Source organism: Colwellia echini (genome assembly GCF_002843355.2).
In the GTDB taxonomy this organism is placed as follows: Bacteria; Pseudomonadota; Gammaproteobacteria; order Enterobacterales; family Alteromonadaceae; genus Colwellia; species Colwellia echini.
This window is the reverse complement of sequence record NZ_PJAI02000012.1, coordinates 34,515-58,894: the sequence shown is the minus strand read 5'-3', so window position 1 is coordinate 58,894 and position 24,380 is coordinate 34,515. Positions and strand designations below refer to the sequence as shown.

General features: G+C 37.2%; 20 protein-coding genes. 16 read left to right on the top strand and 4 right to left on the bottom strand.

Annotated elements, in window-relative coordinates:
• The first annotated feature begins 181 nt into the window (after positions 1-181).
• A complete protein-coding gene (locus tag CWS31_RS11405; RefSeq protein WP_101345644.1) occupies positions 182-1,309 on the top strand; it encodes an acetyltransferase domain-containing protein in 1,128 nt (375 codons plus the stop codon).
• A 90-nt stretch (positions 1,310-1,399) separates the two neighbouring features.
• Here the strand turns inward: CWS31_RS11405 and argE are convergent, their stop codons facing one another.
• Positions 1,400-2,548 carry an acetylornithine deacetylase gene (gene argE / locus CWS31_RS11400; RefSeq protein WP_101345645.1) on the bottom strand — a complete coding sequence of 383 codons (1,149 nt, stop codon included), beginning with the start codon at positions 2,546-2,548 and terminating at the stop codon, positions 1,400-1,402.
• Positions 2,549-2,681: 133 nt separating this feature from the next.
• Here argE and argC point away from each other — a divergent pair, with 133 nt between their 5' ends.
• The 6 genes from argC to argA all read left to right on the top strand — a co-directional run bounded on the left by argC (position 2,682) and on the right by argA (position 10,757).
• Positions 2,682-3,734, top strand: a complete 1,053-nt coding sequence (argC, locus tag CWS31_RS11395; RefSeq protein ID WP_101345646.1) for an N-acetyl-gamma-glutamyl-phosphate reductase — start codon at positions 2,682-2,684, stop codon at positions 3,732-3,734.
• Positions 3,735-3,799: 65 nt separating this feature from the next.
• Entirely contained in the window at positions 3,800-4,606 is an 807-nt protein-coding gene (argB, locus tag CWS31_RS11390) for an acetylglutamate kinase (protein WP_101345647.1), read from the top strand.
• 137 nt (positions 4,607-4,743) lie between these two features.
• On the top strand, positions 4,744-5,679 hold the full coding sequence (locus tag CWS31_RS11385; RefSeq protein WP_101345648.1) for an ornithine carbamoyltransferase: 936 nt from the start codon (positions 4,744-4,746) through the stop codon (positions 5,677-5,679).
• 441 nt (positions 5,680-6,120) lie between these two features.
• Complete coding sequence (locus tag CWS31_RS11380; protein WP_101345649.1) at positions 6,121-7,389, top strand: argininosuccinate synthase; 1,269 nt, start codon at positions 6,121-6,123, stop codon at positions 7,387-7,389.
• Positions 7,390-7,391: 2 nt separating this feature from the next.
• Entirely contained in the window at positions 7,392-9,320 is a 1,929-nt protein-coding gene (gene argH / locus CWS31_RS11375; protein ID WP_101345650.1) for an argininosuccinate lyase, read from the top strand.
• 126 nt (positions 9,321-9,446) lie between these two features.
• The gene (gene argA, locus CWS31_RS11370) at positions 9,447-10,757 is read left to right on the top strand and encodes an amino-acid N-acetyltransferase (RefSeq protein WP_101345688.1); all 1,311 of its coding nucleotides are present in this window, start codon (positions 9,447-9,449) and stop codon (positions 10,755-10,757) included.
• A 414-nt stretch (positions 10,758-11,171) separates the two neighbouring features.
• Here argA and CWS31_RS11365 read toward each other — a convergent pair whose 3' ends face one another.
• The gene (locus CWS31_RS11365; RefSeq protein ID WP_425457528.1) at positions 11,172-13,751 is read right to left on the bottom strand and encodes a penicillin-binding protein 1A; all 2,580 of its coding nucleotides are present in this window, start codon (positions 13,749-13,751) and stop codon (positions 11,172-11,174) included.
• Positions 13,752-13,877: 126 nt separating this feature from the next.
• On the opposite strand from CWS31_RS11365, the gene CWS31_RS11360 reads away from it, so the two are divergent.
• From CWS31_RS11360 to CWS31_RS11320, 9 genes are all read left to right on the top strand, one after another.
• Positions 13,878-14,957 carry a pilus assembly protein PilM gene (locus CWS31_RS11360; RefSeq protein ID WP_101345652.1) on the top strand — a complete coding sequence of 360 codons (1,080 nt, stop codon included), beginning with the start codon at positions 13,878-13,880 and terminating at the stop codon, positions 14,955-14,957.
• The gene (locus CWS31_RS11355) at positions 14,945-15,508 is read left to right on the top strand and encodes a PilN domain-containing protein (protein WP_101345653.1); all 564 of its coding nucleotides are present in this window, start codon (positions 14,945-14,947) and stop codon (positions 15,506-15,508) included. The genes CWS31_RS11360 and CWS31_RS11355 overlap by 13 nt, the downstream gene beginning before the upstream one ends.
• Entirely contained in the window at positions 15,508-16,104 is a 597-nt protein-coding gene (locus CWS31_RS11350) for a type IV pilus inner membrane component PilO (RefSeq protein WP_101345654.1), read from the top strand. Before CWS31_RS11355 ends, CWS31_RS11350 begins: the two co-directional genes overlap by 1 nt.
• Entirely contained in the window at positions 16,101-16,658 is a 558-nt protein-coding gene (locus CWS31_RS11345; protein WP_101345655.1) for a pilus assembly protein PilP, read from the top strand. The genes CWS31_RS11350 and CWS31_RS11345 overlap by 4 nt, the downstream gene beginning before the upstream one ends.
• An 11-nt stretch (positions 16,659-16,669) precedes the next feature.
• Positions 16,670-18,769 carry a type IV pilus secretin PilQ gene (locus CWS31_RS11340; RefSeq protein WP_101345656.1) on the top strand — a complete coding sequence of 700 codons (2,100 nt, stop codon included), beginning with the start codon at positions 16,670-16,672 and terminating at the stop codon, positions 18,767-18,769.
• 238 nt (positions 18,770-19,007) lie between these two features.
• Positions 19,008-19,526 (top strand): shikimate kinase AroK, encoded by a 519-nt coding sequence (gene aroK / locus CWS31_RS11335; protein ID WP_101345657.1) that lies wholly within the window; start codon positions 19,008-19,010, stop codon positions 19,524-19,526.
• Between the two features lie 61 nt (positions 19,527-19,587).
• Positions 19,588-20,652 (top strand): 3-dehydroquinate synthase, encoded by a 1,065-nt coding sequence (gene aroB, locus CWS31_RS11330; protein WP_101345658.1) that lies wholly within the window; start codon positions 19,588-19,590, stop codon positions 20,650-20,652.
• A gap of 63 nt (positions 20,653-20,715) precedes the next feature.
• A complete protein-coding gene (locus CWS31_RS11325; RefSeq protein ID WP_101345659.1) occupies positions 20,716-22,167 on the top strand; it encodes an SPOR domain-containing protein in 1,452 nt (483 codons plus the stop codon).
• Positions 22,168-22,225: 58 nt separating this feature from the next.
• A complete protein-coding gene (locus tag CWS31_RS11320; RefSeq protein ID WP_101345689.1) occupies positions 22,226-23,044 on the top strand; it encodes a Dam family site-specific DNA-(adenine-N6)-methyltransferase in 819 nt (272 codons plus the stop codon).
• Positions 23,045-23,127: 83 nt separating this feature from the next.
• Here CWS31_RS11320 and CWS31_RS11315 read toward each other — a convergent pair whose 3' ends face one another.
• Both CWS31_RS11315 and CWS31_RS11310 read right to left on the bottom strand, forming a co-directional pair.
• Positions 23,128-23,307 (bottom strand): DUF2970 domain-containing protein, encoded by a 180-nt coding sequence (locus CWS31_RS11315; protein WP_101345660.1) that lies wholly within the window; start codon positions 23,305-23,307, stop codon positions 23,128-23,130.
• A 282-nt stretch (positions 23,308-23,589) separates the two neighbouring features.
• Positions 23,590-24,273, bottom strand: coding sequence for a TorF family putative porin (locus CWS31_RS11310; RefSeq protein WP_101345661.1), 684 nt, complete (start codon positions 24,271-24,273; stop codon positions 23,590-23,592).
• Positions 24,274-24,380 lie beyond the last annotated feature (107 nt).

Sequence of the window (24,380 nt, the reverse complement as noted above, 5' to 3'; positions counted from 1 at the left end):
ACTGGCATCAGAAAGGTATGACAATATTTGATACATAAAGTTTGCAGAACTTAGCTCGTCTTTTGCTAAGCTGATTTACGTGTAAATGAAAATTCATACTAACTCCCCAGCAAAAGAATTTATTTTTCATATCATGCGTTAATACATATCACGCGTTAATAAAAAAATAAGGACATAGTAAATGACACCAGCTGTAAAAAGTACACGTATTGCTGCTATTGACTGGATGCGTGGCTTTGTGATGATTATCATGGTGCTTGATCATGTGTCTATGGCGTATAACAAAGGCCATATTGCGGCGGACTCTGCTGCTAATTATGTTGCTGGAACGCCATTACCGGTATGGGAGTTTATTACTCGTTGGATAAGTCACATCTGTGCTCCAGTGTTTGTTTTTCTTGCTGGTACTGCATTAGCCATTAGTGTCGAACGAAAACTTTCGAAAGGCTTCGACAGTAAAGGTATTGATAAAGGTATCTTGTTGCGTGGTGCTTTTATCGCACTACTTGACCCAACTATTACTTCCTTCTTTTCGGGTCGCCTTACTTTTCAAGTGCTATATGCTATTGGTGTTGCCATGATGTGTATGGCATTTTTTAGGCGTTTATCAAGTGCGCAATTATTGATTATTGCCATGGCGTGGATTCTAGGTGGTGAATTAGTTACGGCACAATTTTGGTTTACTAACGGGCAAGAGCAATCAATTATTGTTGCTTTACTTATTGGTAAATATTACACCCATGATTTAAGTATTTCTTATCCTGTAATACCTTGGTTAGCTGTAATGATATTAGGCTGGGTATTTGGGCGCTATATTCTTGATTATGGGCAAGGGAAAATAAAAATAACCCCCTCGCAATTATTATTTAGACTAGGTTTTCTCGCTTTAATTGCTTTTACCGTAATCAGGTATTTTAACGACTACGGTAATATGTTTTTATTCCGAGGAGATAATACCTGGGAACAATGGTTACATGTAAGTAAGTACCCACCCTCGGCGAGTTACTTAATGCTTGAACTTGGCCTAATGGCAATTATATTAGCGGGAATGATGCAACTTGAGAAACGAATAGGTGTACGTGCCAATGGCGTATTGTTAGTTTTTGGTCAAACTTCGATGATGTTTTATTTAGTACACCGTATTTTATTAACAGGTACCGCCACTTATGGGGGATTACATCATTTTACTAACCTAACTTATACCTACATAATTACCGGCCTGTTGTTATTGCTACTGTACCCATTTTGTTTGTGGTATCGAGGATTTAAAGCAAAACACCCCGATTCGGTTTGGTTGAAGTATTTGTAAACCTAACCTCAGCTCGGAATAGCCTATTTTACTTAATCAAGCTATTTGAATAAGAAGAGTCTAATAGGCTTAACATTATTCGCTAAAGTGCTACAAACAATACTGTTGGATCATTCTTGTTAATAACTTTTCTGTTTTATCAATTTCACTGTGTGCTAAAAACTCATTAGGTTGATGCGCTTGGTCAATTGAACCCGGCCCTAATACTATAGTTTGACAGCCTAGTTGTTGAATAAATGGGGCTTCGGTAGCGTAGTTAACAGCACAACATTTGTGACCACTTATTTCTTCGGCAATATCAATAAAGGTACTGGGCTTTTTTTGCTCAAAACTGGGGGAACTAGGGTGTAGTTCTGTAAAAGTTATTCTACCAGGGTAATGTTCAGCTAAGTTTTTTAGTGCGTCACTTAACCAAGTGATCATTTCGCTATCATTCATACCGGGTAAAGAGCGCAAATCTATATCTAAATGACAGTGGCCACATATACGGTTGGAATTATCTCCACCTGAAATAGCACCGAGGTTTAAGGTTGGTGCAGGTACATCAAAGGCGGTGTTATTGTGATTTCGAGACAATAGTTCTTTTAGTTCAAGTAATTGCCCAATAACTTTATACATTATTTCAATGGCATTAACGCCTAAATTTGGGTTACTTGAATGCCCGGATTTACCCTCAACACTTATACGGTGTGACATATGACCTTTATGCATAACTACAGGTACTAAGTTAGTTGGCTCACCAATAATGGCAACATCAGGTTTTATCACTTGTTTTTTTGCAAAAAAACGTGCACCTGCCATGGTGGTTTCTTCATCGGCGGTGGCAAGAATATATAAAGGCTTTTTAAGCTGTGCAGCTTTTAAATCTTTACATACTTGTAATATAAAGGCGAAAAAACCTTTCATATCACAGGTACCTAAACCAAAAAACTTATCATCTTGGTTGATCACTTTATGCGGATCAGACTCCCAACGGTTTTCATCAAAAGGTACTGTGTCGCTATGGCCTGCCAATAATAAACCACCTTCGCCACTACCTAATTTTGCCAGTAAATTAAACTTGTTGTTAGTGTCGGGTACAGCTTGAATCTCAATACTAAAACCAAGCTGCTCAAACCAGCTTGCCAGTAAATGGATAACCTCTTTATTACCTTGATCCCAACTCGCTTGCGTAGAGCTGATTGATGGACAGGCGATTAATTGACTTAAGCTTTGACTAAAATCAGGCAGTTTTGTCATTGTTGACCTATGTATGTGAATATTTAATAATATTTAATTAAATAGTTATGCTGATAAGTTGCATAACTACCCACTTGGTGTTACCTTACTTCTTTAAGTGTAAATAACATGCTCAAATAAGGCTACCTCCAATATGACAAAGGCTATAACAGATTCGAATAACAGTGTACAAAAAGTTGCTATTGTTGGCGCTAGCGGCTACGCAGGTGCTGAACTTGTTGGCTTATTAAGCAAGCATTCTCACGCAGAAATTTCTCATCTTGTTGTTTCAGAAAACAGCGATTCAGAAGGTAAATTATTCAGCGAGTTACACGGACGCTTCCAAGGTGTGTGTGATTTAGCTCTTGAAGCCTTCTCACAAGACTGGTTTGACAAGTGTGCAGCTAATCTAGATGTAGTGTTTTTTGCAACGCCACATGACTTTAGTGCTGATTGGGCACAAGCCTTTTTAGACGCTGGCGTAAAAGTCTTTGATCTATCAGGTGGCTTTAGATTAAAAGATGCGAGTGATTATCCTAAATATTACGGCTTTGAACATGCTGATACCAATGCTTTAGCAAAAGCGATTTATGGTCTAGCTGAATGGGAAGCAGATAACATAGCTAATACTAACTTAGTGGCGGTACCAGGTTGCTACCCAACAGCAAGTTTACTTTGCTTAAAACCAATTACTACGAATAACTTACACGTAGAAAACTCATTAGTAGTTGTAAACGGTATTAGTGGTGTTAGTGGCGCAGGTAGAAATGCTTCTTTAGCGACTAATTTTAATGAAGTTAGCTTAAAGCCATACAATATTTTACAACACAGACATCAACCTGAAATATCACAAGAATCAAACGTTTCGGTAATATTTAACCCACATTTAGCTCCTTATAAGCGTGGACTGTTGTCAACGGTTACTTTACAGCTTAAAATTGGCGTAACTAGCGCACAAGTTGACCAAGCTTTTCAAGACGCTTATGCAAATACGCCATTAGTTAGAATCGTTAAAAAATGGCCTGAAATAGGTAATGTTGCGTATACACCGTTCGCGGATGTACATTGGCAATATGATGAAGAAAAACATGTTGTTGTGGTAAGTTGTGCTATTGATAACGTACTTAAAGGTGCGTCATCACAAGCAATGCAATGTTTTAATCTTTCATTAGGTTTACCAAGCGAATATTCATTGATTAACAGTTAAGTTATTTGGCATAAATCAAGCAAACACATTTAGTTATAAAACACGTTAAAAAATAAGGCATATAAATGAGCAACTCCTTCTCAACTCAAGAAGTGGAACAAATAGTAAAGCCATTAGTGATTAAAATTGGTGGTGCCATTCTTGAAAAAGAATCAGCCCTTAGTGCCTTATTAGCTGTTATTGCAACGTTAAAAGATAAACAAGTGGTGTTAGTGCATGGCGGTGGCTGCGTGGTTGATGAAATGTTAGCGCAAGCCGGTTTTACAACTGAAAAGAAACATGGTTTACGTGTAACGCCTAAAACACAAATACCATTAATTAGTGGTGCCTTAGCGGGTACTGTGAATAAGTCTATTGTTGCAACCGCAAACAGTATGTCGTTAACGGCTGTTGGTTTGTCATTAAATGATGGCGAAATGATTAGCTGTACTCTATCTACCCAAGACTTAGGTCAAGTAGGTATTCCACAACCTAAAAATAGTAAATTACTAAACGCATTACTTCAATGTGAGTTTTTACCTGTGATTTCATCTATCGGCGCATTAGATAATGGTGATTTAGTTAATGTAAATGCTGATGATGCCGCTGTTGCTATTTGTCAGTTATTGAATGCCCAATTATTACTACTAACTGATGTTAATGGTGTAAAAGGTGCTGATGGCGAGTATTTAACCTCGTTAAATGGCGAAGAAGCTGACAAACTTATCGAACAAGGTGTTATTGCTGGCGGTATGACGGCGAAAGTAAACGCTGCATTACAAGCTGCCCAGCAATTAGGTCGAAGTATCGCGGTTGCCAGCTGGCAATCGCCTGAACAAATTACTCAATTACTTGATGGTCAAGGTATTGGCACGCAGATACAGCCAAGCTAACCTAATAACCTAGCTAAATTAGCCCAAGTTGATTTAGCTTGGTTAAATGGGTGCAATTATGTGACTAATATAGTTACAATATTAAATCATTAATACGACCATTACAGCACTCGAACTCAATTTTAGAGACCAGACTTATGTCGAAAGAATTAATACAATTATCAAATTTTTTAGCTGACGATCAGCTAACTAAAAGTGAATTATTAGCGTTAATCGAATTGGCGATTAATATTAAGAAAAATCCAGAAGACTACAACCAAGTATTAGCCGGTAAATCGGTTGCGATGATCTTTGAAAAACCCTCACTAAGAACTCATGTAAGTTTTGATATGGGTATTAATAAATTGGGTGGTCATGCGCTTTACTTAGGCCAACAAAACGGCAAGTTAGGCGAACGTGAACGAGTAAGTGATTACGCTAAAAACTTATCTTGTTTTGCTGATGCCATTGTTGCCCGTGTGTTTAGTCATGAGTCAATTAAAGGCTTAGCAGAACACGCTAGTGTACCTGTAGTTAACGCATTATGTGACCTATATCATCCTTGTCAGGCACTGGCTGATTTTGTAACATTAAGCGAAAATTATCCAGACTTAAGCCAAGTGAAATTAGCTTACGTAGGTGATGGTAATAACGTATCTAATTCATTGATGATAATGGCCGCAACACTGGGAGTAGACTTTACTTTAGTTTGCCCACAAGGTTGTGAGCCTGAACAAGGTCTTATTGAAAAAACACAAAAGCTAGCGCAAGCATCAGGCAGTAAATTTATCTTAACCAATGATATTGATGCTATTGGTCAACAAGATGTTATTTATACAGATACTTGGGTTTCTATGGGTGATGAAGACCCAAGCAAAAAAGCCGCCGTATTAGCTAAGTTTGCGCCGTATCAAGTAAATCATGCCTTAATGGCAAAAGCCCAGGCGACAACAGTATTACATTGTCAGCCAGCGCATTTGGAAGAAGAAATAACAACGGAATTATTTGATAGTGAACTGTCAAAAGTATTCCAACAAGCGGAAAACAGAATGTGGGCGCAAAATGCAGTTTTAGTCGCCTTATTTTCAAATTAAATTTTGTACTAGTTATTTGCCACAATAGCGGCGTTAAAAGTACTCACTGACATGCGTCAGCTCCGTGCTTTTGCCTTGCTCTTGCAGCAACTAACGTACGAACAAAAATCGATTTAATAATTTGTAAGAAAATAACTAATAAATAGAACTAGTATTTATTAGACAAAATAACGAAATAATTTAGACTAGCGTGATAGTAATATTACCTAACCTGAGCTCGGGATAAGAAATTAGCTAACAATATGAAATAAAGGTACTTTATGATATTTCACATATTCTAGCTTGATGTTTTTTCTTAGTACAAGGCAAATTTAAGCGCCAATAGCGAGCCTATTGCAATTAAATTTAACGCAGTATTAAGGAAAAACAGTAGCTAGAAAGCAAGTTATTATCCCGAGTTCAGGTTACCTAGTCAGATCTAACATTTAAGAGAGATTAAAAATGGCTTTAGCAAAGAAAAAAATTAAAAAAGTAGTACTCGCGTACTCAGGTGGTTTAGATACTTCTGCAATCATTCCATGGTTGAAAGAAAACTACGAAGGTTGTGAAGTTGTTGCGTTTTGTGCTGATGTTGGTCAAGGCGAAGAAGAACTTGTAGGTATTCAAGAAAAAGCTATCGCTTCTGGTGCTTCTGAATGTCACGTTGTTGACTTAAAAGAAGAATACATCAAAGAATACGTTTACCCAATTTTAAAAACGGGTGCAGTATACGAAGGTCAATACCTTTTAGGCACGTCAATGGCGCGCCCAGTAATTGCTAAAGCACACGTTGAAATTGCGCTTAAAGTAGGTGCTGATGCACTTTGTCACGGTTGTACTGGTAAAGGTAACGACCAAGTACGTTTTGAAGCTTGTTTTGCTGCGCTTGCACCAGAGCTAACTGTTATTGCTCCATGGCGTGAGTGGGATATGGTATCTCGTGAAGATTTACTTGATTACTTAGCAGAGCGTAACATCCCATGTTCAGCATCACTAACTAAAATTTATAGCCGTGATGCAAACGCATGGCATATCTCTCACGAAGGTGGCGAGTTAGAGGACCCTTGGTGTGAGCCTTCTAAAGAAGTATGGACTATGACGGTTGATCCTATGGATGCTCCAGACGTTCCTGAAAAAGTACAATTAAGCTTTAAAGAAGGTGAATTAGTTGCTGTTGATGGCAAAGATTTTACTTCAACAGAATCTGGTGCTTACGATGCACTAATGTACTTAAATGCTAAAGGTGCTGCACACGGTGTTGGTAGAATCGACATTGTTGAAAACCGTTTAGTAGGTATGAAGTCTCGTGGTTGTTACGAAACTCCTGGTGGCACAATCTTAATGGCTGCTTACAAAGGTTTAGAAACATTAATCCTTGATAAAGAATCACTGAAATATCGTGAATCTGTAGGCCATGAATTCTCACATGTAATTTATGATGGTCGTTGGTTTACACCACTTGCTAAAGCACAGCTAGCTTCTGCAGCGTCTTTTGCTGAGAAACTAACAGGCGATGTAGTGGTTAAATTATACAAAGGTATGGCGCAAGTTGTACAACGTCGTTCACCAAATAGCTTGTACTCAGAAGCGTTTGCAACATTTGGTGCTGATGATGTTTACGATCAAAAACATGCTGAAGGCTTTATCCGTTTATTTAGTTTATCAAGTCGCATTACAGCGCTTTCTCAAAAAACTGCATTACAAGATTCTTCAAAAAGTAAAGGCGAATAATAATGGCGTTATGGGGCGGAAGATTTAAAGAAAAAGCGAGTTTACAATTTAAAAAATTCAATGACTCGTTACCAGTAGATTACCGTATGGCAGTACAAGATATTGTTGGGTCAATTGCATGGGCACAAGCTATTCATGAAGTAGGCGTTATCAACGATGGTGAATTAGTTCGTTTAACTGAAGCTTTAGAAGAATTAAAAGTGTCGGTAGAAGAGAATCCTAAGCAAATTTTGTTATCTGATGCCGAAGATATCCATAGCTGGGTAGAAATTCAGTTAATTGAAAAAACTGGTGATTTAGGTAAGAAGCTCCATACAGGTCGTAGCCGTAATGACCAAGTTGCTACCGATTTAAAACTTTGGTGTAAAGAAACAGGTGGTGATTTATTACTAGCCCTTGTTAACTTACAACAAGCAATGATGAACTTAGCTGAACGTGAGAAAGACACGGTTTTACCAGGTTACACACATTTACAACGTGCACAGCCTGTTACTTTCGGCCACTGGTGTTTAGCATATGTTGAGATGTTTAACCGTGATATTGGTCGTCTTAAAGATGCCCTTTATCGCTTAGATGTTTCGCCATTAGGCTCAGGCGCTTTAGCGGGGACTGCTTATCCAATCGATCGTAATGCTTTAGCGGGTCGTTTAGGTTTTAGAACAGCGACTATGAACAGCCTTGATGCGGTTTCTGATCGTGATCACGTGATTGAGTTATTAGCGACTGCTAGTATTTCAATGGTGCATTTATCACGTTTTGCTGAAGATTTAGTTTTTTATAACTCAGGCGAAGCGGGTTTTGTTGAAATGAGCGATTTAGTTAGCTCTGGCTCATCATTAATGCCGCAAAAGAAAAACCCTGATGCTTGTGAATTAATTCGTGGTAAAGCGGGTCGTGTTTTTGGTTCATTAACAGGTATGTTAACAACCATGAAAGCATTGGCGCTTGCGTATAACAAAGATATGCAAGAAGACAAAGAAGGCTTATTCGACGCACTTGATACGTGGGAAGAATGTATGGAAATGGCAGTACTTGTAGCTGATGGCTTAAAAGTAAACCGTTCTCGTACTTTAGCTGCAGCACAGCAAGGTTACGCAAACGCAACTGAACTTGCTGACTACTTGGTAGGTAAAGATATTCCGTTCCGTGAAGCACATCATATTGTTGGTGAAGTAGTGCTTGCGGCAATCGCTAAATCTGTTCCATTAGAAGATTTAACTATTACTCAACTACAAGAGTTTAGTGACAAAATAGAACAAGATGTTTATCAACATTTATCTATTGAATCAACACTAGACAAACGAGTTGCGCTTGGTGGAACGTCTCGTTCACAAGTGCAAAAAGCACTTGCTACGGGTAACGAAGAAATCCTAAACGAACAGGTGGTTGGTGCGCCAGGTAAACAACAAATTAAAGTTGCCTTAAAGCAAGTTAAGCAACGTTTAAATGCACAGCGTGCAGCAGCAATGTCAGTTCGTAGAGCAAGAATGTCTGATGTTGATAGTATTCATCAGTTAACTAACTACTGGGCTGATAAAGGCGAGATACTTCCACGCGAACGTTATGAAATTATTCATAGCATTCAAAACTTTGTTGTTGCCGAAATTGATGGTGAAGTTGTTGGAACTGCATCACTTTATATTTATGAAACAGGCTTAGCTGAAATACGCTCTGTTGTTATTAAAGATGAAGCACAAAAACAAGGTCAAGGCGAAGCACTTGTTCAGTACTTACTTGAATTTGCACATCAAATGGAATTAACGCAAGTTATCGTGTTAACTTATATTCCTGAGTATTTTGCACAACTTGGTTTTACAAAAATTGATAAAAACTCACTTGCTGAGAATATTATTGAAGATAGTGCGCCAAGTGCAAATAAAAATGCTGAAGATGAAGTCGCAATGGAATACATTGTTGGTCAAAGCAAATAGTATTACGCTATAAATGTATAAGAGGCTGTTACTCTTCTGCTTATTGCGGAGTTTAACAGCCTTTTTTTTAATGACAATTTAGTCATCTTTATAAAACTAAAAAACCTGAGTTATAAAATGGAAACTATGAATAACAGTGATCAAAATTACGTAAAATGGTTTAGAAACGCTGCACCGTATATTAATGCACATCGTGGAAAAACTGTCGTGCTTATGTTTGGTGGTGAAGCCGTATCGCATCCTAATTTTGCGAATATTATTCATGATATTTCATTACTGCGTAGCTTAGGTGTTAAGTTAGTGGTTGTACATGGCGCACGTCCACAAATTGAAGATAGAATTAATCAACGTAATATCACTGAGAATGTGGTTAATAATGTGCGTGTTACCGACTCTGAAACCTTAGTTGCAGTGACTGATGCAGTGGGCTCTTTGCGTCTTCATATTGAAGCATTACTTTCTACAGGTTTGGTGAACTCACCAATGCACGGTTCACAAATTAGGGTTAGCACAGGTAATTTTGTTATTGCTAAGCCTATGGGAGTACGCAATGGTATTGATTATAAATATACCGGTAGCGTTAGACGCATAGATTCTGATGGTATAAATATGCAGCTTGATTATGGCTCAATTGTTTTATTGTCGCCTATGGGGTATTCACCAACAGGTGAAGTTTTTAACCTTGCCTTAGAAGATGTTGCCACGCAAACCGCTATAGCACTCAAAGCTGATAAATTAATTGCCTTTACAGAAGATGATGGTTTAATTGATAAATCTGGGCAGTTAATTCGTAGTTGTAGTGTACGAACGGTAAAAACATTGCTTGATGTTGATGATGATCATGTTCGTCAATTATTGCTTAGATCTATTATCCAAAGTGGTGAAAATGGGGTTGAACGTTGTCATTGCGTAAGTTATCAAAGTGAAACGGCCTTACTACAAGAGCTATTTACTCGAGATGGTGCAGGGACGTTAATCGCAAAAGATCATCAAGAACTAATTGCTACAGCTACTATTGACGATGTTGCCGGTATTTTGGAATTAATTCAACCACTTGAAGAGGAAGGGGTGTTAGTAAAGCGTTCTAGAGAATTGCTTGAAATGGAGATTGATTACTTTACAGTACTTAAAAAAGAAGATGTGATCATCGCTTGTGCTGCCTTATATCCTTATCCAGAAGCAAATACGGGGGAGCTAGCTTGTGTGGTTATTGATCCTGATTATCGCAAAGGTAATCGCGGTGAGCGAATTATTAAAGCTATTGAATTTAATGCAAAAGACCAGGGGTTAACGTCATTATTCGTGTTAACCACAGTGAGTGGTCATTGGTTCAGAGAACAAGGCTTCATTGAAACGTCACTGGAAAGATTGCCGGAAGGGAAGAAACAAATGTACAACTTTCAGCGTAACTCTAAAGTATTTATGAAAGATATTTAATATCTAACCTGAGTTCGGGATAAGCAAAATGCTACAACAGCCTTAATTACCCGTATTACTTCGTTATGAAAGCTCCCAATAACCCGTTATTGGCTTCGCTTTCCTGCCTTGTACTACGAATAATTAAAACTATTGTAAAGGTAAAATCCTAAGTGATTGATATTATTATTCTATTCACTTTCATTATCCCGAACTCAGGTTATCTAATGTGTTAATGAAATATATATAATAGCAATCCTAATCTCATTAAATATGTGGTTATTTATACTGACTCATAACAGGCTAATAACTGACTCAAAAAATCCGTTAGCCCAAATTGCGGTTAAATAAAAAAGCAGCTAGGTGATATGCCTAGCTGCTTTTTTATTTAAAAAAACTGATTAGCTATTATTATGAATAATATAGCAGCAAAAGTTAAAAGAGTTCCTCTTCTGATTCGACACTGCCACCAGAAAGAATTTCTCGGGTAGTATCTTCAATCACAAATTCAGTTGGTACATTACGATAACGGAAATATTCAAATTCAGTACTATTGTCTGTTTTTGTGGTTAATTTTCCTGTTTCTTTATCAATACGTATCGACACCATATCTACAGGAGGTTGAAAAGACTCTTCCTCAATATCTTCTAATGCTACTTGCATAAAATCAATCCAAGCAGGTTGAGCTGATTTTGCGCCAAACTCATTACCAGTTGTTTGATTTTTACCTAGGTTATTGTTGTAAACAGTCCTACCTAGAACATGACTTGGATCATCAAAGCCAATCCATGAGGTAGTAACTAGGCGCCGACTGAAACCTGAAAACCAAGCATCTTTTGCTTCATTGGTTGTTCCAGTTTTACCTGAAAGATCACGTCTTTTAAGCGTTCTTGCTCGCCAACCTGTTCCTTGCCAACCATGTTTGGCAGACCAATCAGCTCCCCAAATAGCACTGTTAAGGGCTTGTGTTATTAAAAAGGCATTTTGAGCACTGATAATACGAGGTGCTTGTTTTATTGCGGTAACGGTATCAATGTCTTCTGTTGCTAATGTCTGTGTATCAGTATTGCCATAGCTACTGAAAAAATCATCGGTGTTAATTGACGGTACGGCTGACTCGTCAACTTGTTCATCATCAACACAAGGATCGCAAGCTAAAGCTGGATTCGCTTGATATATTATATCGCCATTACTATTTTCAATTCGCTCAATTAAATAAGGCTTAACTAAGAAGCCACCATTAGCAAATGCAGCAAAACCAGTAGCAACTTCAAGTGGTGACAATGAAGCAGAGCCAAGCGCTAAAGATTCATTACGGGGTAAGTCGCTATCTTTAAAACCAAATTTGGTTAAATGATTTACCGTTTCATTAACGCCAATACTTTTTAATAAGCGAACCGCAATAACGTTTTTAGATTGTGCTAAGGCTAAACGCACTCTTAAAGGACCAACATAAGTTTCTGGTGAGTTTTTTGGACGCCAAACAACGCCGGAACTCTTATCCCATTGATTGATAGGGGCATCATTAACTAGTGAAGCTAGCGTAAAACCATTATCTAAGGCTGCAGAATAGATAAAAGGTTTAATATTAGAGCCTACTTGGCGTTTAGCTTGGGTAACACGGTTAAACTGACTCTGCTCAAAACTAAAACCACCTACCGCAGCTTTAATAGCGCCATCATCCGGAGAAAGTGAAACAATGGCTGCACTGGCGGTTGGTAGCTGTGCTAAACGATATTCACCATCGTTCATCTTTTGCACTAAAATAACATCACCAAATTTAAGAATGTCGTGCGTTGCTTTAGGCGGAAGACCTTGTTTTTGGTCATTGATGTATGGACGAGCCCAAGATAACCCGTCCCAGTTAATAGTTGCAGTGACATTATTACGAAGATGAATACTAACCGATTTATCTTCAAGAGCGACAACGACGGCAGGCTCTAACATTTGATAATGTACAGCCTTGTCTAATGCGGCATCAAGCTCATCATGTGATAACGGTTGTGTTAATGACTTATCACTATGTGAACCATTGGCTTGTGGTCTGATAGATGTTATCGGGCCGCGATAACCGTGACGCTGATCATAACTTAATAAATTATTTACTAAGGCTTGCTCCGCTGCCGTTTGTAATTTAGCCGTTATTGTTGTAAAAACTTTATAACCTTCAGTATAAACTTTATCTTTGCCATAACGTTCAAGAACTTCTTGGTGAGCCATTTCTGCTACATAAGGTGCGCTTAACTCAATTTCTGCTCCATGTCTTTTCCCTGTTATAGGCGCATTTCTTGCCAGTAGATATTGTTGCTGGGTAATATAACCACTAACTAGCATTCTACTTAATACTACTGAGCGACGAGCTTTAGCTCGTTCAGGCGAACGAATAGGATTCAGGGTGGAAGGTGCTTTAGGCAGCCCTGCTAAAACGGCAATTTGTGCGAGGTCAAGTTGGTTCAGGTTTTTACCATAATACACTTGAGCAGCTGCGCCAAAACCAAAGGAACGATGACCGAGAGGGATTTTATTAATATAAAGCATTAAAATCTCATCTTTGGTCAGTAAATGTTCAATATGAAAAGATAAAAATATTTCTCTTATCTTACGGGTATAAGTTACTTCCCGAGTTAAGAAAAAATTACGAGCTACCTGCATGGTAATAGTACTGGCACCGCCTTTGTCTTGACCCATTAACTTTGCAAGTACTGCACGGCCCAAACCAATAGGATCAACACCAAAGTGCATGTAAAATCGATCATCTTCTGTTGCTAGCAAGGCATCAATTAATTGTTGCGGAACTTCATCAAGCGTTAGAGGAATTCGTTTTTTTTCACCAAATTGTGAAATTAACAGTCTATCTTTGCTATATATTTGTAATGGAGTTTGCCACTGTAAATCTTTGAGTGATTCAACATCTGGTAAGTCAGAACGCATTGATAGGTATAAACCGTATACAGCAATTGATGATAAAATAAAGAGTATAAATGTTACTTTTAGTAAATTTTTGATTGAAAACACAGCAAAAGACCAATAAGTGGTTAGAAATTTAAGATAATGCTAGTATATAGTGTAAAAGCATGTAATAAATGTATTTATGCGTATTTTGCGTCTAAAATAATTACAAAAATAAAATTGTAGGTCGTTATGCTAGACAAATTGTTTAAAAATAAAAACCCAATGATGGTTGGAATTGATATTGGTTCCCATTCGGCAAAAGCCGTATTGTTGAGTCAGGGAAGTGAAGGCTTTGTAATTGAAGACTTTGCAATCGAGTTAATGCCGAGAGGAACGGTTGTCGATCGCGAAATTCAAGATATAGAAGCTGTAGGTAATGTAATTGCTAAACTGAGAAAAAATATTTCAGCCAAAGCAATTGATGCCGCCGCCGCTGTTTCTGGCCAAACTGTTATTACTAAAGTGATATATATGGATGTCGCTTTAACCGAAGAGGAACTCGCGAGTCAAATTGAAATTGAAGCTGACAGTTTAATTCCATTTCCACTGGATGAAGTAAGTTTAGATTTTGAAACTCTCGATGTGAATGAGTCTGATCCAAGTAAAGTTAATGTGCTGCTTAGTGCTGCACGTACTGAATCTATTGAAGCACGTGTTGCTGCCTTAGATGCAGGAGACTTTCATGCTAAAGTCATTGATGTTGAGTCTTACGCGGTCGGTCGAGCATACGATTTATGTTTAACTCAACTTCCTGAAGATGCTAAAGATAAAGTTGTCGCTATTGTTGATATTGGTTCAACAGTAACGCTTTTTTCTGCGACTGATGCTGGAAAGCACATCTATAGTCGTGACCAAATGTTTGGTGGTGAACAATATACTCGCTCTATTGTTTCATATTACAACAAATCATTTGAGCAAGCTGAAGAAGCTAAAACCTCTAACGATTTACCTCCTAATTACACCTTCGAAGTACTAGCCCCTTTTCATACTGTGCTAATGCAACAAATTCGCCGTGCTATTCAAATGTTTTTAACAACGAGTGGACAAGAGAAAGTTGATTACTTATTAATTTCAGGTGGAACAGCAGCTTTGGAAGGTATTGGCAGCTTACTGACTGATGAACTTGGGATCCATACCGTAATAGCTAATCCATTTCATGAAATGACTATTAGCGAATCAGTTGATAAAGATAAACTTGATAAAATTGCTCCACAATTAATGGTAGCAACTGGTTTGGCTTTAAGGAGTTTCTCGCCATGGCACATATAAATCTACTTCCTTGGCGCGAAGCTGCACTCAAGGCACAACAAAAAGAATATTTCACCCTACTTGCCGCAATTGGCATTATTGCTTTTGCGCTTGTCCTTTCTGCTAATTTTTATTATCAAGCACGTATTGATGGTCAAACGAGTAAAAATCAATATTTGAAGAATGAAATAGCGCAATTAGATATTCAGATTGCCGAAATCAAAACATTGAATGATAAAAAAGCCGAACTACAAAAACGTATTAATGTAGTTGAGCAATTACAACGCAGTCGAAATGTAGGTACACAAGTACTTGATGAAATAGCTAAAATAATTCCCAATGGTATTTACATCATTGAATTAGAAAAGCAAGGTAATACACTACAATTGACGGGTAAAAGTGAGTCAAACAATCATTTAGCAAATATGATTCGTGCGGTTGAGTTATCAGATTTATTTGTTGATGCTACGCCAGAATCTATCACTGCAGATGATGGTTCACCTAAATTACTGAGTAGCTTTAAAATGAAAGTAAAAATAAAAGGCTTAGTTGATGACGAGGGGGGCAAATAATGAAATTTGATGCATCCCAGTTTGACAATCTAGAACTTGATAATATAGGGCAATGGCCTGCCGCCGCTAAGTTGATGCTGGCAATATTTTTAGCAGTTATGATTATGTTTTTAGGCTACATGGGGCTTATTAGCGATCAGATGGAAGCTCTTGAACGGAGTTATGCTGAAGAAAACACACTTAAACAGTCTTATAAAACTAAGTATCATATTGCTGCAAATTTAGATTTGTTTCGTGCACAAATGGTTGAAGCTGAAGACACTTTTGCTAATCAATTAAGAAGCTTACCTAACAGCCATGAAATTCCTGGTTTATTAGATGATATAACTTTTGTGGGCACCACCAGTGGACTTGATTTTGTTAAGTTAGAATGGCAACCGGAAATCAGTAAAGAAATATATATTGAATTACCAATTGATATAGAAGTTATTGGTCCTTACCACTCATTTGGTCAGTTTGTAAGTAAAATTGCGGGTTTACCACGTATTGTGACCTTACATGATTTTAAGATTAAGATTGAGAGAAATGATATTGCTAGCTTGAATTTAAAATTACAAGCGAAGACATATCGTTATCAAGAGGAGGCTGAGCGATGAGTAAGCATACATCCACTTCTAAAGTTGCAATGGGATTTGGAGTCATAGCACTGACTTTAATCTCAGGCTGTTTTGATGATACCACAGAAATTAAAGCACATATGGCGCAGGTTAAAGCAACTACCACTAGTTATATTGACCCTATGCCAGAAGTTAAAGATTTTATTCATATCGCTTATTCTGCTGATGATTTACGTAGTCCCTTTGTACTGCCGAAACCTGAAGCTATTCAGCAAAAAATGCAACAAATGGCAGGATGTTTAAGTCCCGATAGTAATCGCCGCAAACAACCATTAGAGAAATACGCATTAAGTGATTTAACTATGCGCGGCACTTTAGGTGATGCGAGTATGCTTTGGGCTTTATTAGAAGCCTCAGACTTAAGCTTACATCGTGTAGCGGTAGGAAATTATCTAGGCTTATATAACGGCCGAATAACTCAAGTGAGTGCAAAAACAGTGAAAATAATTGAATTAGCTCCAGATGGTGCAGGGTGTTGGGTAGAGCGTGAAGCTACTTTAAATATTGTACAATCTGAAGAGTCAAATAAGTAAAGGAATTAATAATGCTATTTAATACAACGAAAAATTATAAAGGCTTTATTGCTATTAAAAATATTTGGCTAACAACCTTTTTTATTTTATCAACAACAATGTTGTCATTGTCGGCTCATGCCGCAAGCGTAAATAATAATGAAGTGGTTGGTATTTCTTACAATACTATTCAAAGCGACCAAGTTGTTCTTGTTTTCAGTTTTGCAGAAAAGATTGAAGCACTCCCTGAAGTTAAAACATCAATGACACCAGCTTTTGTAGAAGTAACTTTTGACGCTACTGCATTTAAGAAAGACTTAAAGGCAACCTTGGTTAATTTTGCGGGTGTTAAAGATATCAATTTAGATGCTAAGTCAGGTCAAGTTGTCGCGCTCATTAATTTAGAGAAATTGGGCGTATTTGATGTTTCATTAAATAATGATAAAGAGTTTGCTATTACCTTTAATTATGGTGAAACCGCTGAAATTGTTGAAACCTTAAGTCCAGCGGGTGAGCAGTTTATCAATCACGTAGAGTCGATTGACTTTAGATTGAACAAAGATAATGAAGGTCAAGTTTTAGTTTACTTAAAAGACAATATGTTAGCTGCAGATGTTAATAACAAATTAGGTAAATTAAATGTTGAATTTCATAATACTGAAATCATCGATGACATGCTTTATAAGCTAGATGTAACAGATTTTGGTACCTTAGTAACTAATATCGAAACATTTAGAGAAGGGCGTAATGCTCGTCTTGTTATTGATGTAGAAAGTGATTTTATTTTTACTCAAGAGCAAGAAGATAACTTATTTATTTTAACTGTTAAGGCTAAACCAGTAAAAGCACCAACTTACTTAGGTGAAACTGATGATTTTAATGGTCGTAATATCTCGTTAAGTTTCCAGGATATTCCTGTACGTACAGTTTTACAGATTATTGCCGATTACAATGAATTTAACTTAATTATCAGTGATACCGTTACAGGTAACATTACTTTGCGTCTTGACGGTGTACCTTGGGATCAAGCATTAAGTATTATTCTTAAAGTGAAAGGTCTAGACAAGCGTATGCAAGGTAACATCTTAATGGTGGCCCCTAGCGATGAATTAGCCGCTCGAGAAGCGCAAACTTTACAAGCTAAGCAGCAAGTAGAAGAATTAGCGCCTTTATATTCTGAATATGTACAAATTAATTATGCTAAAGCAGCAGAGTTCGCAGAATTAATTAAGAATGAAGATACCAGTATATTATCAGCACGTGGCAGCGTGTCTGTTGATGAACGTACTAACACGTTATTAATTCGTGATACCGCAGGCAGCATTGAAGATATTAAAAGAATGGTAACTATTCTTGATGTTGCTGTACGCCAAGTGGTGATTGAAGCACGTATGGTTACCGTAAAAGATAACATGAATGAAGAACTTGGTATTCGTTGGGGTGTTACGAATACAGATGGTGAATTCGCAACCTCAGGTACTATCGAAGGAACTAATGCTGCTAATGGAATTGGTAATGGTGGAGTTGGTGCTGCACCTTCCGGCGTTGATGGACTAAATGTTAACCTTCCTGTTACTGGTGCTGCAGGTACAATTGCTTTCCAAGTTGCCAAACTTGCTAATGGTACAATCTTAGACCTTGAATTATCTGCTCTTGAAAAAGAAAGTAAAGGTGAAGTAATTGCAAGTCCACGTATTACTACAGCAAACCAAAAAGAAGCGTATATTGAACAGGGTGTAGAGATTCCTTATCAAGAGGCCTCATCAAGTGGTGCAACAGCAACGCAATTTAAGAAAGCGGTTTTAAGTTTAACCGTAACACCACATATCACTCCTGATGATAAAATAATCTTAGACTTAGTGGTAACTCAAGATACAGTATCTGAAATCAGAAGTGGTTTAGCTCCGGCAATTGATACTCAGCGCATTGGTACGCAAGTATTAGTAAGTAATGGCGAAACTGTTGTACTTGGTGGTATTTATCAACAAGCAATAATCAGTACAGTGTCAAAAATCCCAGTACTAGGTGATATTCCGTACCTAGGTTGGTTGTTCAGAAATACTAGCCAATTAAACGAGAAAAAAGAGCTATTAATTTTCGTTACCCCTAGAATTGTTACTGAACAGTTCTAAGTGAAATAATTGTAAAAATCCATCAAATGACGTTTTATCGCGGCATTTGATGGATTTTTTAGTTTTCAGCGCGTTTTTAACTAACTTAATGTTATTGTTACTTGCAATTTATAGTGAACAATTGCGATAATTACGCCCTTGAAATTTCCGAGGGAGACCTCTCTTGAGTTTAAAGCTAATTATATCATCTTAAAGCTTTTGACTATTCCGATAACAAATTGAGTATTAAGTAAATCTAATGGCAGAAAAACGTAACATATTCCTTATAGGCCCTATGGGTGCCGGTAAAAGTACTATCGGTAGAGAAATAGCTGACAGATTACATCTTGAATTTTTTGACTCTGATCAAGAGATAGAACGTCGTACGGGTGCAGATATTGCTTGGGTTTTTGATCTAGAAGGCGAAGAAGGCTTTCGTAAACGTGAAGAAACCGTTATTGAAGATTTAAGTGAAAAACAAGGTATTGTTTTAGCTACTGGTGGTGGTTCAGTTATTAGCACTAATACTCGTAATCATTTATCTGCACGTGGTATTGTTGTTTATCTTGAAACAACAATTGATAAGCAAGTGGCTCGTACTCAACGAGACCGTCGCCGTCCTTTATTGCAAACAGAAGAAGAACCTAGAACGGTATTAGAAAGCCTTGCCTTAGCGCGCAATCCTCTTTATGAAGAAATTGCAGATGTTATTGTACAAACTGATGATCAAAGCGCGAAAGTTGTCGCACATAAAATTATTGAAAAGCTCGATTTCTAATATTCGAGCTTCAACTAATTCAATCACAAATACCTTCTGTTGGAACACTTAGCGATCTGTTATGGCAACTCTTAATCTTGATTTAGGCACACGTAGTTATCCGATCTATATTGATTCAGGTTTGTTAAATAATACAGACTTGTTGTCATCACATATCCACGCTAAACGAGTTTGTATTGTTTCAAACGATATCGTTGCGCCATTATACCTTGAATCATTAAAAGCTAAGTTAACAAACTTCGCGGTTGATGAAGTGATATTACCTGATGGTGAAGCAGAGAAAAGCTTAGCTAATTTCGATGTTATCATGTCACACCTCCTAGCAAATGAGCACGGTAGAGATACAACATTAATTGCATTAGGTGGCGGTGTTATCGGTGATATTACCGGCTTTGCTGCCGCATGTTACCAACGTGGTATTAACTTTATCCAGATACCTACTACGCTACTTTCACAAGTAGACTCTTCAGTAGGCGGTAAAACTGCGATTAATCACCCTTTGGGTAAAAACATGGTGGGTGCTTTTTATCAACCTAAAGCGGTTTTTATCGATCTTGACAGTCTATCTACATTACCAGTTCGAGAATTTAATGCAGGCATGGCCGAAGTAATTAAATACGGCATTTTAGGTGATAAAGATTTTTTCATCTGGTTAGAAGAAAATATTACCGCGATAAAGGCAGGTGATAAAACAGTCTTAGCCAAAATGATAGAAACATGTTGTCAGTGTAAGGCTGATATCGTTGCTAATGATGAGAAAGAAGCTGGTAATAGAGCGTTACTAAATCTTGGTCATACTTTCGGTCATGCTATTGAATCGGAACAGGGATACGGTGTTTGGTTACATGGCGAAGCTGTTGCTACTGGCATGGTACTTGCTGCTAAGTTAGCAGTAGCAATGAATTTGCTTGAAGTGTCAGATTTACGACGAATGGAAAACTTAATTTCAGCATTTGATCTCCCTATCGATGCCCCAAAAAATATGGGCTTTGCTGAATTTATGCCACATATGCGTCGTGATAAAAAGAATATCGCTGGTAAACTTAGATTTATCATTCCTACCGCGATAGGCAAGTCTGAAATTCGTGACGATGTAACGCCAGAGACACTTCAACAAATTCTATAATTATTTTCTTATTACTGTGTAGTAGTACACAGTAATAAGAGTATACGTATAGAAGGATTGAACATGTCTGCATTAGCAAACATTTTATCATCACATCGCAGTAGCAAAAACTTGTCGGAAGATGAACGGATGACTACCGCTAAACAAAACTCAGCTAATTCTATTTCAGATATTAGTGTTACTACTCGTATAGATTACAACCTACGTTTTGCTAAGCAAGCCGTATTAGTTGTTGGCGATAACGCTGCGCAATATTCCCAAATCGCTAGTCAATATCTTGTTAGCTTGTCTAATGGCTCAAGTTCTAGTGATGCAAATTCTGCAGCAAACAATAGTCAAATTAATGTTGCTTTTGTTTCAGCCTCAACCAAGCTTAACGATATTCAAATAAGATGTCGGTTGATTGAACAACTTTTTGTTAATACCTTATTCGATCCTGAGCAATCGCTTGCGGTCAGCGTCTTAAAATTTGCTAAGCAACATGGTGAAGCTATTACAATTGTTATAGACCATGCGCACGCACTTTCATTACAAATTAAATATGAGCTATGTCAATTAGTCGATCAGGCTAAAAAGCATAACTTACTCGTGAATGTTGTTATTTTTGGTTTAATGGAAGCGGCACAACAGTTATCAATAAATAAAGGATTATTTAAGAATAAAATAGCGGTAATTGATGCTGAATCGGGACAGATCATTAGCTTTACTGATAATAAAATTAAACCTAAAAAAACTAAAATCAGCCTAACATTATTTCAAAAATTAAGTTTAGGGACGGTTATATTTGTTTTGATTGGGTTAATCTTTTTAGGCTTTAAACTGGTCACTGCGGAGCTAAATAAGCAAAGCAACGTTTTAGCTAAGAAAAATACAGCGAGTATGGTTATAAAGCCAGAGTCGTCAATAAGCTATAACGGTACTCAGGAAATTATTAACGCCGCCATAACTCAAACAGAATTAAATACAGCGCTTGAACCAAGTATAAACACACAAGCTTCGAGCGCAGAAATAAACTCAGCAATATTAGTAACAGAAGAAATTAATAACATTGAGCCAGTGTTAGCCGAAACGGCAGATGTAATGTCTGCATTAAACTTAGCGGCAAGTAATAATAACTCAGCAGAAGCTCCAGGAAGTAGCTTCACTGAAAGTAATGCTGTTATCGGTGATTTGGGCATAACAAACAAATCGTCGGAAAAACTAACTACTATAGATGGTCATTATTATAAAAACCAAATGGTTGTTTATGATCAAGGTTATGTCATTCAGATTGCTGGTTTTTCAGACAAGCAACTTTGGCAGCGTTTTATAAACGATAACCGAGAAAACAATCTTCATAGTTATAAACGCTTATTAAATGAGAAAAACTTTATTGTAGTTACTTCGCAAGTTTATCCAAACAAAGCTGCAGCTAAGGAAGCACTAAGGTTATTACCCACTAACCTTAGTGCTCGTAAACCTTGGCTTAAGGATATTTCAGCAGTAATTAATGAAATAAATACCTTTAAAGGGTAATTCAAGCTACAATCCGCCTTTAATTTTATTAAGTGAAATCGTGGATTTAGTCGGTAGTATGAATAATAAACATCGAGCATTTTTAAAGTGGGCTGGCGGGAAATATAGCTTATGCGATGTCATTTCAAACATACTTCCAAAAGAAAGCCGCCTTATTGAGCCTTTTGTTGGCGCAGGCTCGGTATTTCTTAATACCGACTATGATGAATATATTCTTAATGACATTAACCAAGACTTAATCAATCTCTACAAAATAATTCAACAACAACCAGAGACTTTCATTGAAGACGCCCGAAAGTTCTTTACCCCAGAGTATAATAACGCTGAAACTTACTACCAACTGCGTAGTGATTTTAATGAAAGTAAAGATAGTTATTTTCGGTCATTAGTTTTTTTATACATGAATCGACATGGTTATAATGGCTTATGTCGTTATAACAAAAAAGGCGGCTACAATGTCCCTTTTGGTAAATATAAACGACCTTATTTCCCTGAAAAAGAACTTAACTATTTCGCTGAAAAATCACAAAAAGCAACTTTTGTCTGTGAAGGTTATCGAGCAACTTTTGAGCGAGCTCAAGCTGGCGATGTAGTCTATTGCGATCCACCATACGTACCGCTAAGTAAAACGGCCAGCTTTACTAGTTATTCAGGTAATGGTTTTGGTTTAGATGAGCAAGCCGATCTTGCTAATGCGGCCGAAGAAGTCAGTGAAAACGGTAAGGTAACTGTGGTTATTTCAAATCATGATACGATTTGGACGCGTAAAATTTATGAGCACGCAACAAAAATCAAGTCTATAAAGGTTGCACGAACTATAAGTCAGAGTGCCACGAAGCGTAAAAAAGTAGCCGAGTTACTGGCTTTGTATAAATAACCTATAAAATTAATGTTTTAGTGCTCAGGTTAAATGATTAAGAGTTTCAATCACTCTGATGCTTGCTGCCACTTGTAACGCTACTAAGGGATAATTAAACTTACTACAGTAACTAAGACAGCAATAAAAATAAAAACCGCTATTATACTAATAATAATAAAGTGACTTAGTTTCCCATCTTGTAAATCACGCGCTCTGTTCTTATCACTTTGCACCCCGAAAAATGCAGCAGCAACACTCTTCAATGTTGAAATAAAATTCATTGATATTTCCTTACTGAAAACCTTATTAATTAAGAATGCATTGATTAGTTTAACTTAGCAATAACCTCTTTTGGTTATAATATCAGCAGTATTAATTAATCATATTATTCTTTTGAATTAATTATTTTGCTTAGGTGGCTAATAATCAGGCGAGATAAGGCACTTTTCTGACTGATAGGGAAGGAAAATGGAGGTGAACTTAAAGAAAGACAAAAAAAACCTGAAGGTTTTATCCATCAGGTTTTTCATAAACGATTAAAAATTTAATCTATAAATCTAAAATTATAATGAAATATCTACAGAGTAAGAAACATAGAATTTTAAATCTTCACTGTCATCATTAACAGTTTCTTTAAAGCTTGTTTTAGATACACCAAAAGTGAAGTTACTTTTGCTGATTGCAGCACTTACGTCTGTTGACTCAGTTGAAAAATCACCACTGTAGTTACCAACATGTAAAGTAAGCTCTGTGTCGTTACCTAAATCAAAACCGTAATCAAGGTTGGCATAAATTGAATCACCAAATTCACCACCTTCACCACCAGCTTCAGTTGTTGCTAATACAGCTAAACCAAAAGATAAACCGCTGTACGAAAGGCTACCGTAAATTTCAGAAAAGTCATTTTCATTTGCAAGTGAATCAGGGTAAGCGTAGTAGATATAACCAACATCATATGATAATTCTTCTGTGAAGTTACCGCTAAAACCTAAGTATAGATCTAATTCAGTTTCCATATCGCCCCAAGAAGCGTTTGAAACCCAAGTACCCGCATAAAAACCAGAATCAGCAGAATAGTCAATACCACCAGAAATAGCTGGAGCACCACCTGTTTGTTCAAGACCACGCCATAAGTAGTTGCTAGTTGCTGCAACATTAGCAGAAACCTCAGCAGAAGCTGTAGTTGAAACGAAAGCAGCGCTTGTTGCTAAAGATAAAGCGGCAAGAGTAAATGATAATTTTTTCATAATATTTCCTATGTTTTTAAAGTTAAAGATAGTTTTATTAAAGTTATGTGTCTGGTATGAATATAGCAATTTGAGTGCCTATTAAAAAAAAACAACATAAATAAAAT